General features: G+C 49.2%; 13 protein-coding genes. 7 read left to right on the plus strand and 6 right to left on the minus strand.

Features of this window, described 5'->3' with window-relative positions; genetic code table 11:
• Window positions 1-42: 42 nt before the first annotated feature.
• The gene (locus ACO6UX_RS20265; RefSeq protein ID WP_422450141.1) at window positions 43-720 is read right to left on the minus strand and encodes a PspA/IM30 family protein; all 678 of its coding nucleotides are present in this window, start codon (window positions 718-720) and stop codon (window positions 43-45) included.
• Window positions 717-1055 carry a hypothetical protein gene (locus tag ACO6UX_RS20270; RefSeq protein WP_422450142.1) on the minus strand — a complete coding sequence of 113 codons (339 nt, stop codon included), beginning with the start codon at window positions 1053-1055 and terminating at the stop codon, window positions 717-719. Before ACO6UX_RS20270 ends, ACO6UX_RS20265 begins: the two co-directional genes overlap by 4 nt.
• A 245-nt stretch (window positions 1056-1300) precedes the next feature.
• On the opposite strand from ACO6UX_RS20270, the gene pspF reads away from it, so the two are divergent.
• The gene (gene pspF, locus ACO6UX_RS20275; RefSeq protein ID WP_422450143.1) at window positions 1301-2386 is read left to right on the plus strand and encodes a phage shock protein operon transcriptional activator; all 1086 of its coding nucleotides are present in this window, start codon (window positions 1301-1303) and stop codon (window positions 2384-2386) included.
• 55 nt (window positions 2387-2441) lie between these two features.
• On the opposite strand, the gene ACO6UX_RS20280 is transcribed toward pspF, so the two are convergent.
• Genes ACO6UX_RS20280 through ACO6UX_RS20295 form a run of 4 tightly spaced genes read right to left on the minus strand, consistent with a single transcriptional unit; the run spans window position 2442 to window position 8732 of the window.
• Complete coding sequence (locus tag ACO6UX_RS20280; RefSeq protein WP_422450144.1) at window positions 2442-4127, minus strand: ABC transporter ATP-binding protein; 1686 nt, start codon at window positions 4125-4127, stop codon at window positions 2442-2444.
• Entirely contained in the window at window positions 4124-5554 is a 1431-nt protein-coding gene (locus ACO6UX_RS20285; protein WP_422450145.1) for an ABC transporter permease, read from the minus strand. Before ACO6UX_RS20285 ends, ACO6UX_RS20280 begins: the two co-directional genes overlap by 4 nt.
• A gap of 18 nt (window positions 5555-5572) precedes the next feature.
• The gene (locus tag ACO6UX_RS20290) at window positions 5573-6571 is read right to left on the minus strand and encodes an ABC transporter permease (RefSeq protein WP_422450558.1); all 999 of its coding nucleotides are present in this window, start codon (window positions 6569-6571) and stop codon (window positions 5573-5575) included.
• The gene (locus ACO6UX_RS20295) at window positions 6561-8732 is read right to left on the minus strand and encodes an ABC transporter substrate-binding protein (RefSeq protein WP_422450146.1); all 2172 of its coding nucleotides are present in this window, start codon (window positions 8730-8732) and stop codon (window positions 6561-6563) included. The genes ACO6UX_RS20290 and ACO6UX_RS20295 overlap by 11 nt, the downstream gene beginning before the upstream one ends.
• A 605-nt stretch (window positions 8733-9337) precedes the next feature.
• On the opposite strand from ACO6UX_RS20295, the gene ACO6UX_RS20300 reads away from it, so the two are divergent.
• From ACO6UX_RS20300 to ACO6UX_RS20325, 6 genes are all read left to right on the plus strand, one after another.
• Window positions 9338-12103 (plus strand): TonB-dependent receptor plug domain-containing protein, encoded by a 2766-nt coding sequence (locus ACO6UX_RS20300; protein ID WP_422450147.1) that lies wholly within the window; start codon window positions 9338-9340, stop codon window positions 12101-12103.
• Window positions 12104-12273: 170 nt separating this feature from the next.
• Window positions 12274-13074 (plus strand): DUF3450 domain-containing protein, encoded by an 801-nt coding sequence (locus ACO6UX_RS20305; RefSeq protein WP_422450148.1) that lies wholly within the window; start codon window positions 12274-12276, stop codon window positions 13072-13074.
• On the plus strand, window positions 13074-14501 hold the full coding sequence (locus ACO6UX_RS20310; protein ID WP_422450149.1) for a MotA/TolQ/ExbB proton channel family protein: 1428 nt from the start codon (window positions 13074-13076) through the stop codon (window positions 14499-14501). The genes ACO6UX_RS20305 and ACO6UX_RS20310 overlap by 1 nt, the downstream gene beginning before the upstream one ends.
• A 10-nt stretch (window positions 14502-14511) precedes the next feature.
• Window positions 14512-15033, plus strand: coding sequence for a MotA/TolQ/ExbB proton channel family protein (locus tag ACO6UX_RS20315; RefSeq protein WP_101746722.1), 522 nt, complete (start codon window positions 14512-14514; stop codon window positions 15031-15033).
• Between the two features lie 53 nt (window positions 15034-15086).
• Complete coding sequence (locus tag ACO6UX_RS20320) at window positions 15087-15491, plus strand: ExbD/TolR family protein (RefSeq protein WP_101746723.1); 405 nt, start codon at window positions 15087-15089, stop codon at window positions 15489-15491.
• 31 nt (window positions 15492-15522) lie between these two features.
• A complete protein-coding gene (locus ACO6UX_RS20325; RefSeq protein WP_163369531.1) occupies window positions 15523-16143 on the plus strand; it encodes an energy transducer TonB in 621 nt (206 codons plus the stop codon).
• The last annotated feature ends 12 nt before the right edge of the window (window positions 16144-16155 follow it).

A 16155-nucleotide genomic window follows, 5' to 3' on the forward strand; every position in this document is an offset into this window, starting at 1 on the left:
CTCCCTTTTTGGATCAATTCAGTATTGTTGTTTTAACCATTCTCAAACGGCTTTTTCAGGATTTTCTGTGGACAGAGATGCTTTTAGAGAGGCCAGTTCTTGTTCCACTGCACTGTTCACTTCAAGACTCTGGAATTCCTGCTCAAGTTTTGAAGTACCAAGACCTTCAGCTTCTAACTGGCTATCCAATGCATCCAGATCCCTTTCCATCTCTTCGAACCTGGCTTCCTGGCGCAACCGGGCTTTTTCCCGGGTGCTCTCCCGCATTTTCAGACGATTCTGGCTCACCTGCCTTCTGAGGCGCAGAGAATCAAGACGTTTGCGAGCTACCTTCATGGCATTTTGAAGACGCTGTATGTCTTCATCATGGCGGCCAAGCTGCTGTTCCATTTCTGCCAGATACTGTTCTTTTTCCCGGGATTCTGACAGCAATCTTTGCTTTTCTGCCAGCGCGTGGCGGGCAAGGTCTTCACGGCTATGCTCAAGTGCCAGTCTGGCTTTGGCGGTCCACTCTTCAATATTGCTCAATCTGTTCGCCAGCTGTCGTTCGATATCTTTTTTATCGGCGATCAGGCCTGCGGCATCGGAGCGCACTTCAACCAGGGTTTCTTCCATTTCCTGAAGCATCAGGCGAGCCATCTTTTCAGGATCTTCTGCCTTATCCAGCAGAGCGGTGATATTTGCATTCAGGATGTCACTGAGACGGGAAAAAATACTCATGACTGCGCTCCCTGATTCGGGTTGATTTTCAAAAAATTAATAATGCGTTTTTCGTCTTTTTTCTTGTTTAAATGGCTGTTGTTGTCATTTTGCTGAACGGTCTCATTTAATGGCTGCTGGTCAAAGAGGTGCTCATTAATCAACTGGTGATGTCTGGCGATATCTGCTGGCAGCTCTTTCATCAGTTCTTGTTCTATTTGCTCCATGGCTTCCGTTTGCAGTGCTTTGATTTCAGTGTCAGAAATCATTTCTGCCCACGGTGGCAGCTCATCGGCAAGAGCAACTGTGCTAATCAAACCAAGTGAGACAATAACAGATTGAAGCAGTGCTTTCATGTTTAGAATTCCTTTCATTAACTATTTACTTGCCATTTAACAGTTCAGAAACTGTGCCAACCTGACAAATTACAATAACCTGCTGTTTATTATAGAATTATTAAATTTCTGTTTAGAGCTGACAATTTTTGGCCGTGGTCTTTTTGGCCACTATGTGGTTTGATAGACCAGACAATGGTTTAAATCGCAAAAGCTTTCGAATAACAAAAACAATGCCCAACATCATTTCCTCCAGGAAGAAGACTTTGATCGGCTCATCGCCTGCATTTCTTGAGATGCTTGAGTCAATTTCCCGCTATGCTCGCCATGAGCGTCCGGTATTAGTGATGGGAGAGCGGGGAACGGGTAAGGAAGAGGTCGCAAGTCGTTTGCATTATCTGTCACCACGATGGCAACAGAATCTTGTTAAGCTTAACTGCGCCGCATTCAATGATGAACTACTGGATTCAGAACTGTTTGGCCACGTGGCCGGTTCATTCACCGGTGCACGACAGGCGAGAACGGGTCTTTTTCAAGCGGCTGATGGAGGAACTCTTTTTCTCGATGAGTTGGCGACCATGGGGCCAAGGCTGCAGGAAAAATTGCTAAGGGTTGTGGAATATGGCGAGTTATACCGGGTTGGCAGCTCCAGGCCTGTGCAGGTTGATGTGAGGGTGGTAGCCGCAAGCAATGAAAACTTACCTGAGCTTGCAAGAGAAGGACGCTTCAGGGAAGACCTTCTGGATCGACTGGCGTTTGATGTGGTGGCTATCCCTCCTCTGCGAGCCAGACAGGAAGATGTCCTGTTACTTGCCAATCATTTTGCAGTGCGAATTTCTCACGAGTTGGGAGAGATAGAGGACGACATAGGCTTTGCAGGCTTTTCAGGCTCAGCGATTGAAACGCTGGATAACTATCAGTGGCCTGGCAATGTCCGGGAACTTAAGAATGTTGTTGAACGCAGTGTATGTCATGGCATCCCGGGTGAACCCATTGAGGACATTGTGCTTGACCCATTCAGTTCCCCATGGCTTTCCGGATTAAAATCATCGAACGAGCCAGACGTAAAGACATCCAAAGATGAATATCGAAGCTCTTCTTCTGATATTGATGTAACCAATAAAACTGGACAGCTGGAATTATGGCTTGAGCAGATGAGAGAAGGGCAGGTCGTAGAGTTGAAAGGCGTCCTGGCAGAGACAGAGCGCTCATTTGTCCATCATGCCATGGAAAACTGCCGGCATAATCAAAAAGCGGCAGCAGAAATGTTGAGTTTAAGTTATGACCAGTTCAGGTCATTAATAAAAAAATACGGAAAGGAGCAGGTAAGAGAGCAAGAAATAATTGTCTGAGGTGTCCGGGTTCCCACTCGGAGCGGTGGGAACGCACACCAACTTCACTCTCAATTCAATGGGCCGAAGGAACCGCATCCAGCAACATTTTTGTGTATTCATGTTGTGGCTGAGTCAAAACCTGTTCAGTCAGACCCTGTTCAACAATCTTGCCACCCTGCATGACCGCAACGCGATGGGCGATGTGAGGGATAATGGAAAGATCGTGGGTGATGAACAGATAGGATACCTGTAACTCCCTCTGAAGCTCTAACAGCAAGTCCAGTACTTCAGCCCGAATGGAAACATCCAGGGCGCTGGTGGGTTCGTCACAGATAATCAGATCCGGCTCTACGGCCAGGGCCCGGGCAATGGCAATACGCTGTCGTTGACCCCCTGAAAACTCATGTGGGTAGCGGTGACGATGCTCAGGCTCAAGCCTTACTCGGGCAAGCAGGGATTCAATGCGCTGAATCCGCTCCTCTTTAGAAAGTTCAAGACCAAGGCTGACCATTCCCTCTTCAATAATATCCCCAACGGTCATGCGTGGGTTCATGGAAGAGAACGGGTTCTGGAAAATAACCTGAATCTTCTTGCGCAGCGGCAGCATTTCCCGGCGGGTTAGCTGATTGACACAAAGGCTGTTGTACCAGATGTTGCCGGCAGTGGCTTTCTCAAGGTTAAGAATGGCACGCCCCGTTGTGGACTTACCACACCCGGATTCACCAACCAGGGCCAGAGTCTCCCCTTTGCCAATGGCAAAACTGATGCCATCAACGGCTTTGGTGTAGCTGTGTACCCGCTGAAATAATCCTTTGCGCACCGGGAAGTGGATTGTCAGGTCTTCCACGGTTAACAGGGACGCTTCTTTTTCCAGTGAACGGTACTCGTCCATATCCGGAAGACTATCAATCAGCTGTCGGCTATAGGCTTCTTTTGGATCGGCAAAAAAGGCTTCACAAACATTCTGTTCAATGATCTCTCCCTGGTACATAACGCCGACCCGATCAGCAGTCTGGCGAACAACCCCCATATCGTGGGTGATCAGCAGAACGGCCAGTTTTCGCTTTACGGTCAGCGTTTTAATCAGTTCCAGAATCTGTTTCTGAATCGTCACATCAAGAGCGGTGGTTGGCTCGTCCGCCAGGAGAATATCGGGTTCACAGGCCAAAGCCATGGCAATCATCACACGCTGTTGCTGACCACCGGACATTTGGTGGGGATACCAGCCAACCCGCTTCTCCGGGTCAGGCAAGCCTACTTCCCGAAACAGTTCAACCGTCCGCTCACGGATTTCTGAAGAACTCAGCGAGGTATGAATCTTCAAGGTCTCTGCAATCTGAGCCCCAACGGTCTGTACCGGGTTCAAGGCAGTCAGTGCATCCTGAAAAATCATGGCGATCTTTTTGCCGCGTATACCGCCCATTTCCTGTTCCGTTAAAGCGAACAGGCTGGTTTCAGGCAAGGAGATTTTACCCCTGGTAATGGTCAGTGCATCCGGCAGTAGTCGCAGAATGGACAGGGATGTTATGGATTTGCCACTGCCGGATTCGCCAACCAGTGCATACACTTCACCTTTTTTCAGGTCAAAGCTGACATCCTTCAAAATGGTCGTATATGGCTTATGACGCAAGCGAACGTTCAGGTTGCTGACGGAAAGCGCCAGCGACTTATCGACTGTTTGCTTTTTTATAGTGAGTTCACTGGTGGCCGTTTGAACGTAGGCAGTGGATCGTGCTTCAGTCATTGTTACCGTCATCATGCCGTCTCCAGTTTGGTTTTTGGGTCAAACGCGTCGCGCACCAGGTCAGAGAACAGGTTGACGGACAGCACCAGGGTAAACATCAGGAAGAAAGCTCCGCACAGATTCCACCAGATAGATGGTTCACGGGACAGTTCTGTACTGGCCATATTGATCATATTGCCCCAGCTGGCCATGGCAGGATCAATACCGACACCAATGTAGGCAAGCACGGCTTCAGCCAGTACCAGGCCGCTGAAGTCCAGTACAAAGGAGATCATGATGATATGGCTCAAATTAGGCAGGATATGCCGTTTGATAATCTGGAAATGACTGACACCAAAGGCATGTGCAGCCTGAACGTAGTCAAGCTGACTGATCTTCAGGGTTTCTGCTCGCAGCAGACGACAGAGGGTTGTCCAGCTGGTGATACCCAGAATAAAGCACAGTGCCAGGAACTTGGCATCGGCTTTTTCCAGGCCAATCTCAAAGAACTGTGGATTATTGTTGATCCAGACCTGGAACAGCAGAACGGAGGCTGCGATCAATAGCAAACCGGGAATAGAGATAAGCGTCGTATAAATATATTGCACGACATCATCAATCCAGCCTCTAAAGTAACCGGCTGCCAGCCCCAGGCTGATAGCCACAGGCATGGTGATCAGGGTAGCCAGTGTGCCAATCAATACGCCGGTCCGAATGCCTTTCAGGCTTTCAAAGAGCGTGTCGTTTCCGGCCTGATCAGTACCCAGAACATGATAAAGATTGCCCAGGGTGATCAACCAGCCAAGCACAGCCATGATAATGGCAAAGGTAATCCAGGCTGACTTCCAGGGCAGAGGGCTTATCTCACCAGCACCGGCAGACTGGCTTCTACGCAACCAGAGGGCATGAAGGCCGATCAGTGCCAGGGCAACAGCCAGGCCTTTGCCAATTCCGATCAGTGAGTTAATAGCAATATCTTTAACAAATGATTCCGGGCTTGCCAAATGCGCACCGCCATAGGCCAGCTCCGGGTAATCCCGAACCCGCTCTCCATCCGGCAGTAACAGGTTTTCCTTATTCCATGATTTCAGGGCAAAAGGTGCTGAGTAGGTACGCTCAGGTCGTTCACCCATCTCACCGAGGGCAAGATCCAACAGGCTGTTCACATCATTGCTGTAAAACACCTGTTCACTGCTTTGACCTTCTGCAGCAGGCAGTGCTTTACGGAAATGGACGGAGTCCACCAGGGCAATCACCACATAGGACATGATGATAACAAAGGTTGCCATGCCCAGTCTGGTGGCGAACACCTGTCGCCAGCGTTCCATGTTTTGGGGGTTGCGCCGAAAGGAGGCGACAAACAGGGAGATTGCACCGACCAGCAAAAAGATCAGCACATCACTCCATAAAATGGTCCACATAAAGCCTTCACCAAACAGGCCGGGTCCGATTTCGAAATCCATAATTACGTCCCTCGCTGTTTAGCTCAATCGCACCCGGGGATCTGCCCAGGTGTACGAAATATCGGTCAGAATCAAACCAATGATGTAAAGAACAGAGCCGAGAAAGACCATCGCCCTGACAATGGCAAAATCCTGTGCACGAATAGCGTCCAGCAGGTAGCTGCCAAGGCCCGGAATACTGAAAAATGACTCCATCACCAGGCTACCCATAAACAACACTGGAATCACAACCACCACCCCGGTGAGAACTGGCAGCATGGTATTGGGCAAAATATGCCGGAAAAGCACGCCTGCCTCACTGACGCCTTTGGCCCGGGCCGTTCTGGCAAAATCCTGTCCGGCTACTTCGATAAACAGCGAGCGGTACCATCGGGCGCTGGCACCAATGCCGGAGATCACACCAATCACAATGGGCAATATCAGAAAACGCCAGCCATCTATCCCGTCATTAAATCCGGATACCGGGAATAGGCGAGACATCTTCGCCATGTAGTACTGGCCGAAAATGATATAGAACAGATAGGAGATGGACATCAGGGTGACAAAGACCACCACCGCAAAACGGTCCAGGCTGCTGCCACGAAACATCAATACCATCAGAGCTACCGAGATGTTGACAAAAATCCCGATAAAGAAGGTAGGAAGAGCCAGTGCCAAGCTGGGCCCCATGCGATCCAGAACGTCGGACTGAATACTTCTGCCGGCATCGGAAGTGCCGAAATCGAAAGCAAACAGTTTTAATGACTTGTTAAAAAAGATGGTGTCTGTGAGGGTTCCCAGTCCATCGGCATCACCGTTAAAGAACAGGGGGTGGTCATAGCCTTTTTCTGCGATCCACTCCTGTACCGCTTCTTCGGTGACGTATTTATCCCCAAGATGAGCCGTTGCCATATCTTCAGGCGTGTTGACGATAAAAAATAAAACAAACGTCAGCAGATTTACGCCAATCAAAATTGGAATGGCGTAGCACAGTCTTCTAATTATGTAGGAAAACATATTTTTATCTCTACGAAGCATCAATCGTCAGTTTCTGCCTGCGGCGATAAGCCCTGACACCCGGAACAACCAAAAGGAATAATAAGCCGATACTGGCCATCAATGGCCAGACAATGGGTTGGTTCCACTCTTTCTGCTTTTGTTCTCTGAGCGCAGGATCAACGCGAACGTATTTCAGGGTTCCCTGACTAATACCGTGGCGCTTGGTGTTGTACACCCACTGGTTGGAGAGGTAATACTCTTTGTTATTAAAACCCCAGATCCATGGGCTGTCTTTCTGGACAATCGCGACCATCTGATTGATAGCTTCCAGCCGCTCTGGCCCATTGGCCAGTGTTTTAACTTTGTCGTATAAACGATCAAACGCCGGGTTGTCATAGTTGGTAGAGTTACTGCCGGCACACTGACATTTCACCAGGCCCTGTCGACTGTCCAGAAGGAACAGGAAGTTTTCAGGGTCCGGGTAGTCAGCCAGCCATCCCCAGCCGAACATCTGGGTATTGCCCTGGCGCATTTTTTCTTTAAATCGCGGGTAGTCGGTGGTGCGGAACTCAAGTTGTACGCCAATCCTGTCCAGCTGTTTTTTGATCCAGTCCGCCCTTGGGCTGCTGTCCGCAGAGGTGGTATCCATATAGAGGATCAACGGCTTACCGGTTTCGTGGTGTCGTCCATTGGGGTATCCCGCCTCAGCCAGTAATTGCCTGGCGTACTCAATGGATTTTCTTTTGGGTGTTTTGGTTGCCGGGTCCCAGTCAAAGATATAGGCGTTCGTTGCCGCTTCTCCTTCGGCATAACCATATAAGCCCGGTGGGATGGGGCCCTGGGCTACCTGTCCTATACCATTGCGGAAAATATCGATGTACTCCTGATCGTTATACACGATGCTGATGGCCTGACGAAGCTTGCGCTTATCTTCTGTATATCCGCCAACGACAGGATCGACCATATTAAAGCCGGTGTAGAAGAGCGAGGGGCGGATTTCTTCATCAACAATAATATTGCGTGTTTCCAGTTCCGGGGTCAGCTCGAGTCCATCCGGGCCGACAGTAAACGCCTGGTCAAAAGTGGCCGTATTGATGTTGGGGTCACCATCACCGGAACGGTCGTAGTAACCTTGAGTGAACTTACTCCACATGGAGGTGGCTGCTTTTTCATAGCGGAAAACGGCTTTGTCAATAAACGGCAGCGGCTTTCCAGCATCGGCCAGGTAGCCTTTTTTCTGATCATCGACCGAACCATCAGAAGGGTAGAGTTCTTGTCGGAAATTCGGGTTTCTCTCCAGAACGATTTCACGATTGGGTGAGTTCACCGTCATCATAAAGGCACCGGTACCAATAGGGTTCCAGTCCAGCGTCAGGTTGCGATCTGGAAATCCGGGGTTGTGGTAAAAGCGATCGGCTTCCCAGGGGACAGGCGCAAAGAAAGGCATGGCAAGCCAGTATTGAAACTGCGGATAAATGCCTTCAATGCGAATGGAAAAGGTATAGTCATCCACCCTGGTCAGTCCTTCCATGGGGTGAGTGCGAAGGTCCAGCCACGCCTCTTCCTGTCGGTTCTCTTTGGCCCATGCACCAAAATCTTTCATGCCGACAATGTAATCGGTCATCAAACCAAGCAGCGGTGATTTGTTGACCGGGTCAGCCATCCGTTTGATCTGATAGATGTAATCGTCTGCTTTCAGTTCCCGGGTGCCAGTCACGGGAAAGTCACCGAGCAACCTGTACTGTTCACTTTCTTGTGCAGAATTAAACAGGTAAACCGGTTTGCCCTGGTCGTCTTCTGCAAGTGCAGGGTGGGGCTGATACATTGTACCCGGCTTGAGTCGTATGGTAATCAGGCTGAATGCAACATCCTGACTGTCGTCAGATACCGGATTTAAATTCTCGTCAAGCAACTCCAGTGTTGGCATTGATGCAGCAGTAGCAGGCTCCAGCTCATAAGGGCGCTTGAGGAAGTGGTATTGCAGTGGTGGCTCATAAATCTGGTCAATAAACAGCTTCTCTTCCGCACTGTAGGAACGGACCGGGTCCAGATGTTTGGGCCGGGTAATGAAACTGCCAAAGTAGGTCACGTCTTTTGAATCGACTGGGGGATTCGGGTCATTCCAGGGGCCTGAGCATCCCGAAAGCACTAGAGTTGCAGTCAGAATAGCGGCCCACTTTGAAGTGGGACTTTGCGGCATGATTGTTCTCTTTATTGTTATCGGAGGTCAGAGCCAGTGGGCTTCTGTTCGCCATGCGTTGGGCAAATGTTGAGCCAGAAACGCATACATTTTCCAGAGATAGCCAAGGTGTTGGCTGATCAGCTGCTAACGAATTCTACGTATTTATCCCTATCTCGTCACCTTTCAATTAATAATACGTCTTATGACGTTTAGTGGTGCGGCCATAAAGCAAAATGCACCAATATGGCGCAAGATAGAAAAGATTACTGACAGGGGATGGTTGGAAAAATTACAGAGTAAAAGCCTTTGTTATCTGCAATTGGCTAGTAAAATATCCTTTCTGTGATGCCTGTAAGTGAAAATACCTATTTTTTTGCGTTGTTTGGTTGATTTTTCTCTTTAAAAAAACTTACAGTGCGCTTACCTGTAACAAAAATGAAATATACGTACGGCTATGTAAGTATAATTTGTTTCTGTTTTTTAATCCTTGTGTTTGCGGGTGACGTAAAAATTGGAATGATGATTGCATGGTCGCGTTTATGGATGTGAAAGCATTACAGGTATGACTGCATCAATGTCTAACCGACAATTGCAGTATAAATTGGTGATAAGCCAATAGTGTTGTGAAGGCTAATAACCGGATCAGCACAGGGGAGCTACAAGGGGATGTCTCCATCGGAGATGGAAGTAGTAAGAGCGTAGCCCGCCACGGCGGTGTACAGGCAGGGAGCCAAAAGCTCAGGCTGGCCATAATAAACACAACAAGTGAGCAAGGAAAAATAATGTTTAGAAGGACGGTGTTGAGCACAGCGGTTGCTGTTGCTTTAGGGTCTTCGTTTGTCTCGTCGGCAGCGTATTCTAATGAGGATTCGGTTGAAAAGCTGGAGAAAATCCAGGTGACCGGGTCGCGGATTTCTCGGGTGGATGTTGAGGGTCCATCTCCTGTAGTGGTTATCTCTGCTGAAGATATTGAAAGCAGAGGTTATACCGATATTTTTGAAGCACTGAATTCATTGAATCAAAATACGGGTGGTTCATTAAATCAACAAAACAGTTTTAGCTTTACCCCAACAGCGCAAGCGGTAAATTTGAGGGGCTTGGGTGTTGGTCGAAGCCTCATTTTGATTGATGGTAAGCGTCTTCCCATGTTCCCCCTTGGTGCTGGTGGTGCTGAAAATTTCACCGACATAGGACAAATTCCTATTGCGGCAGTGGAGCGTATCGAAGTACTGACAGATGGTGCTTCTGCTATCTATGGCTCTGATGCAATGAGTGGTGTTGTTAACGTAATTCTGAAGAAGGATTATGAAGGGGCTGAAGTGAAGCTGCGCACTGGTGACGCACATGAAGGTGGTTACCAGAATAACAGGCTTGAAGTTTTGGCCGGTACAGCTGGCGAAAGATCCAGGGTAACGTTTATCGCCCAATTCCAAAACAATGAAATGCTTCGTAATGCCGATCGTGACTGGGCAAATAATGATGATAGCGATCGCAGTCAGTTTTCTGCTTATAGTTCATACGGTGCTTCTTTTCAGGCAGCGGATAAAACAGTGACTATACCTGCTGATTGCGAAGGCCTGCTTGGTAAAAATGCTGTACTTCGATCTGATGGGAAGTGTGGCTATAACCGTTCAGCACATAGGACTCTCAAGCCGGAAAATGAAAGTTTCGATTTGATGGCGAACTTTGAGTATGACCTTTCTGATGATATGACCGCATTTTCCCGTCTGAGGTTTGGTCAGAAAGAGACCTTGGCTTATTTTGAGCCAAATGCCTACGACGTTGAACTTTCAGCTACCGATCCAGGTAATCCAACCTTTGGTACTCCAGGCGCTCAGAAAGGAGAATTTACTCGCCGAATGGTGGAGTTTGGAGAGCGATCCAGTGGCGGTGAAAGCCAGTATCTTGGAGCCATGGCTGGAGTCAATGGCCTGTTTAATGATCAGTATGACTGGGAAACTACCATTGGTTATACCATCCAGACAATGGATGTAACAAGCGAAGAAATTATCCAGAAAACCATCGATGATATGGTGAAGGCTGGAACGTTGAATCTTCTGGAAGAGATTCCTCAAAGTGTTGTTGATGCAGCCCGAGGTACTTCTAAAATTGACTCAGAATCTTCCATCATCAGCTGGACAGGGTCTTTTTCTGGTGACCTGATGGAGCTGCCTTCCGGAACTGCTGCTTTTGCTACCTTTGCGGAAATTAACCGCACTGAGTATGAGGATGTCAGGGATCAAGGCACCCTTGATGGCATCTATGTAGGTAAAGGTGGTACCTCAGGCGGTGGTGAGAGAACCCAATATGGTGTTGGTGGTGAGGTGATGGTTCCAGTTGTTGAGGATTTGGAAGTTACCCTTGCCGGTCGTTTTGATGATTACAATGATGACTCAAAAACCGGATCAGCATTCACGCCGAAAGCTTCTTTTGCCTATCGTCCAGCAGATGTGTTGATGGTCCGGGGTGGGGTCGGTAAAAGTTTCAGAGCCCCCGACATGCAGCGTTTGTTTGGTGGCACGACAAAAGGATTTAACAATTCTTCTGATCCAACCTACTGTGAAGCAACGAAGTCTTCTGGTGGCACGCCCGCAGAGATAGTGGAGGCTTGCGGTACTCAATATTTTGATACTGAAGTTGGTGCGAATAAAGAGCTTGAAGAAGAAAAAGGAACAAACTATTCCTTCGGTATTGTTTGGGAAGCTATGGATGATCTGACGGTAACGGCTGATTGGTACAAAGTTAAGTTGACTGATCTGGTTGTTACTCCTGATCTGGGGCGCATTATTGCTGACCCGAGCCGCTATGCAGGTACTCAGGTAATCCGTAAAGGCGATGGCACCATTGATAAAGTTATCTATGGTCCTGTCAATCAGGCGGGTGAAAATGTTGAAGGAATAGACCTCAGTGTTCGTTACCAGTTCCCTGAAACCAGCTTTGGTTTATTCTCAACAGAGTTTGCCACTACCTATTTAATTAAACGTGAAACTCAAACTTCTGATACTGATCCGATGAAAGATGTTACAGACCATGAGCCAGGAATTCAGGCATCGGTTAATTTGGGTTGGGAGTATGACAAGCTGTCTTCGAATCTCTTTGTGAAGTATCGCGACTCTTATTGCTCAGAGTTTGCCAATGATTATTATTTTACTGACTGTGAAGCAGCCAAGTCGGCGGGTTATGAAACCAAAGTGAGTAGTATGACTACATTCAATCTGTCGGCTAAATATCGTGTGAATGAACAGGCAGTGGTTGGTATGGGTATTACCAACCTGTTTGATAAGACACCGCCAGCTGACCCTCTGGATGGTACCTCGCCATATTACGCGGAAACTTATGATAATCCAGTAGGTAGGGCATACTACCTTGAGGCCAGTTACAAATTCTAAATTGTAACTGATTTCATTCCCACGCTCCGTGTGGGAATGCATATCTAAACCCTAAATGGATGCTCCGACATGGAAAGGACGCCAACACTATCGCTCATATCTTTCAGAGGGAAGCGTTCAGCTTTCCTCTGAAAGATACACAACAAAAACATCATGGGAAATGGCAGTCCATGTACAAAAAGAAAACAACCCACAAGGTGAAGAGCCTGTGCAGCACGCTGCTACTCAGCACTGCGTTGTCCGCTTCAATAGTCATTCCAACCGCATTTGCCCAGGACCCTTTGAGCAGTGCACTCACAACACAGCAGAAAACCGATAAAGCATCCCAGCGCTCCCAGGCGAAGGTGAATACCCTTTCTGACCAGACCCAGGAACTGCTGGCTGATTACAAAAGCACCATTCGTCAGGTTGAGGCGTTAACCGTTTATAACCGCCAGCTGCAAAAAGTCGTCAATGCTCAGCAAGCAGAAATTGAATCCATGCTGGCCCAGATCGAAACACTGGATCAGACCAATATCGAAATCACACCACTGATGTTGAAAATGGTGGATGGTCTGGAAGACTTTATTGCCCTGGATGTGCCCTTCCAGCTGGAAGAACGGACTGGCCGTGTCGCCCGTCTCAGGGAAACCATGGATAGCCCGAACGTCACTACCTCGGAAAAATACCGCAAAATTCTTGAAGCCTATCAGATTGAAAACGACTTCGGTCGTACCATCGAGGCCTATGAAGCCAGCCTCGGTGAAGGTGACGATACCCGTACCTACAACTTCCTTCGTATCGGTCGCCTGGCGCTGCTTTACCAATCTCTGGATGGCGAAGAAACCGGCCAGTGGAACAGCGACACCCGCCGCTGGGAAGTACTCCCGGATAACTACCGTGCCGGTGTTAACCAGGGCCTGAAGATTGCCCGCAAACAGGCACCCCACAACCTGATCAAACTGCCGGTACGCGCTGCGGAGGATGCATAATGAAGTACATTACCGCTATTACAAAAGCAGTGGTAAAACCACTGGTGGTATCCCTGGGGCTTGGCCTGACATTCTCGGCCGGTGCCAGCGAAGGTGCTGCTGCGCTGCAGGATCTTTTGAATAAAATCAAGGCAGACAGCGTTACCGAAAGCCGTGACAACAAAGCCCGTGAAGCACGCTTCTTAAGTGATAAAAACTCACAACAGCGTTTGCTGGCAGAAGCTAAAGCGGAGCTTAAGGCCCAGGAAAACCTGAGTGACCAGTTGCTCAAGCAGTCGGACGACAATGAAAAAGTTCTTAAGGAAACTCAGAATACGCTGGATATTCGCTCTGGAGAGCTGAAAGAACTGTTCGGTGTTGTGCGTCAGTTTGCCGGTGATAACAAAGGTATCTTTGAAGCCTCCATGATCACCGCACAATATCCTGAAAGAACCACTTTTATGGCGGAAATGGCCGAAAGTAAAAAACTGCCCACAACCGCCAAACTGGAACAGTTCTGGCACGAAGTACTCCGTGAAATGGTGGAATCCGGTCGTGTGGTTAACATGTCGGCCACGGTTGTTTATGGAGAAGGCGATGAGGCTCAGAAAGACATCATTCGTGTCGGTAGCTTTAATGCCATCGCCGATGGTAAATACCTGACTTACTCTCCAGCCGTTGGCAAGTTCCAGGAGCTGTCCCGTCAGCCACAGTCAGGCATTCTCTCTGCCGTTGCTGAGCTGGAAGCCTCTGCCACCGGTTATACACCGTTCTATGTAGACCCATCTCGTGGTCAGATTCTCTCACTGCTGGTGCAAAGCCCAAGTATTGGGGAACGAATCGATCAGGGTGGTGTTGTCGGCTATGTCATCCTTGGTCTGGGTGCCTTTGGTCTGCTGCTGGCGGCTGCCTGCTTTATTAACCTGACACGAATTGGTCAGGGTGTTCGCAAACAGCAGAAAACCGATCAGGTCATCAAAGGTAATCCTCTGGGTGACATCATGCAGGCTTATCAGGATAACCGTGATGCCGACCTTGAAACCCTCGAGTTGAAACTTGATGAAATCATCATGCGTGCAGCGCCTTCTATTGAACGCGGTGTGGGTGGTATCAAACTGATCGCTTCAGTAGCACCACTGTTGGGACTGCTGGGAACCGTGGTTGGTATGATCGCTACCTTCCAGGCCATTACCCTGTTTGGTACGGGTGATCCGAAGCTGATGGCAAACGGTATTTCCGAAGCACTGGTAACCACCATGCTGGGCCTGGTTGTCGCCATTCCGACCCTGTTTACCCACAGCCTGGTGAATAGCAAGAGTCGTCGTCTGATTCAGGTACTTGAAGAGCAGAGCGCCGGTTTTATTGCCCGTCATCAGGAGCAGGACCTGAATACTGGCGCACGTAATGCTCGTACTACGGTGTCCGTCAACGCTGCTGAACCGGCGTAAGGAGTAATCCATGCTCTGGTTACTGGAAGAAATTGACTCCATTCGCCGCTTTTTAGGCATGGGCGGTGATGTACTGATGATGCTCTTTGTGCTGACCCTGATGCTCTGGGTGCTGGTAATTGAGCGTTATCTGTTCTTTTTTCTCGAAAGCCCGAAGCTGGTTAAGGGAACCATTGAGAAGTGGCAGAACCGGTCGGACAAGTTGTCCTGGCAGGCCCGGCATATTCGTACCGCCATGATCTCCGAGGTCTCCCTGAGTGCAAAGCAGGGGCTGCCCATGATCAAAACCCTGATCGCCCTTTGTCCATTATTAGGACTGCTGGGAACAGTAGTGGGCATGGTTCAGGTATTTGATGTACTGGCCGTCACCGGTACCGGCAGCCCAAGGGCCATGGCCTCGGGTATTTCCAAGGCCACGATTCCTACCATGGCAGGAATGGTGGCCGCACTGTCCGGTCTTTATTTCAGCGCATTGCTTGAGAAGCGTGCCGACCGGGTGAGCCATAAAGTCGCCGATTCCATGCAGCATTGATTGAATTGCCATTGCACTGCCCCCGGCAGTGCAACGGGTGAGAGGAAAGAATAATGAGAAGACGCTATAGCAACGGCGCACAGGAAGATGCGGGGATTGATATGACACCGATGCTGGACATCGTGTTTATCATGCTCATCTTTTTCATTGTAACAACGTCGTTTATTAAAGAAGCCGGTATTGATGTTAACCGGCCTACGGCCAATTCCGCCCAGGTGGTGAAAAAAGGCAATATCATGATCGCCGTGAGCGACACCGGTGCGGTGTGGATTGACAAACGCCGGGTAGAAGTGGGTGCGGTTCGTGCCAACGTTGAACGCCTGAAGGCAGAAAACCCGGAAGGTGCGGTGGTAATCCAGGCGGATAAGAAATCCGAATCTGGCATTGTCGTAGAAGTCATGGACCAGGTGAGACTGGCGGGTGTTTACAGCATCTCCGTGTCTGCACGGGAACCATAAAGCTGTTGGATCGGTGTAGTGAGAGGTGCGTATGCGTTATTTAGCAGCACTCGGTCTCGGTTTTGTGGTGGCACTGGGGTTGTTTGCGGTGATGAATGCCCTGGTCAACAACAACCGCCATGAACTGGTCGAGGCCGATGATAACCGGATCAGCGAGTTTATTCGCTTGCAGCGTCCGGAAACCATCAAAGAGAAAAAGCGGGAAATCCCAAAGCCCCAGCCTAAACGGCCACCGCCACCGCCAGAGATGAAAATCTCCCAGCAGGTGGATAAGCCGGTGATCGAGCAGGTGAAGATGGAAGTGCCCCAGGTGGATGTGGATCTGGACCTGGCCGTAGGCGACGGTGCTGGCCTGTATGCCTCAGGTGGTGTTTCTGCTGGTGGTGGTCCGGTTCCTCTGAATAAGTTCAGCCCCATGTATCCCCGTAAAGCACTGCAAAGTGGTGTGGGCGGTTCAGTGGTCTTTCAGTACACGGTTAATGCCGATGGCCGGGTATCGGACGTAAAAATTGTCAAAGAAAAGCCCCGTGGTAAAGGATTCGGCAAGGCGATTAAAAAGGCTGCTCTGAAATGGAAATTTAAACCGGCAATGGAAGACGGTGTTGCGGTGGCACGTACACAGCAGCAGGAATATGAGTTCGTCTTGGAATAACGAGTGGAGTAA

The organism is Endozoicomonas sp. ALB091 (genome assembly GCF_049310265.1).
In the GTDB taxonomy this organism is placed as follows: domain Bacteria; phylum Pseudomonadota; class Gammaproteobacteria; order Pseudomonadales; family Endozoicomonadaceae; genus Endozoicomonas.

Excerpts from the sequence above, each read along its gene's own strand:
- ACO6UX_RS20265 (WP_422450141.1), bottom strand. The coding sequence starts at position 720 with ATGAGTATTTTTTCCCGTCTCAGTGACATCCTGAATGCAAATATCACC.
- ACO6UX_RS20270 (WP_422450142.1), bottom strand. The coding sequence starts at position 1,055 with ATGAAAGCACTGCTTCAATCTGTTATTGTCTCACTTGGTTTGATTAGC.
- ACO6UX_RS20280 (WP_422450144.1), bottom strand. The coding sequence starts at position 4,127 with ATGATGACGGTAACAATGACTGAAGCACGATCCACTGCCTACGTTCAA.
- ACO6UX_RS20285 (WP_422450145.1), bottom strand. The coding sequence starts at position 5,554 with ATGGATTTCGAAATCGGACCCGGCCTGTTTGGTGAAGGCTTTATGTGG.
- ACO6UX_RS20290 (WP_422450558.1), bottom strand. The coding sequence starts at position 6,571 with ATGCTTCGTAGAGATAAAAATATGTTTTCCTACATAATTAGAAGACTG.
- ACO6UX_RS20295 (WP_422450146.1), bottom strand. The coding sequence starts at position 8,732 with ATGCCGCAAAGTCCCACTTCAAAGTGGGCCGCTATTCTGACTGCAACT.
- ACO6UX_RS20305 (WP_422450148.1), top strand. The coding sequence starts at position 12,274 with ATGTACAAAAAGAAAACAACCCACAAGGTGAAGAGCCTGTGCAGCACG.
- ACO6UX_RS20310 (WP_422450149.1), top strand. The coding sequence starts at position 13,074 with ATGAAGTACATTACCGCTATTACAAAAGCAGTGGTAAAACCACTGGTG.
- ACO6UX_RS20315 (WP_101746722.1), top strand. The coding sequence starts at position 14,512 with ATGCTCTGGTTACTGGAAGAAATTGACTCCATTCGCCGCTTTTTAGGC.
- ACO6UX_RS20320 (WP_101746723.1), top strand. The coding sequence starts at position 15,087 with ATGAGAAGACGCTATAGCAACGGCGCACAGGAAGATGCGGGGATTGAT.
- ACO6UX_RS20325 (WP_163369531.1), top strand. The coding sequence starts at position 15,523 with ATGCGTTATTTAGCAGCACTCGGTCTCGGTTTTGTGGTGGCACTGGGG.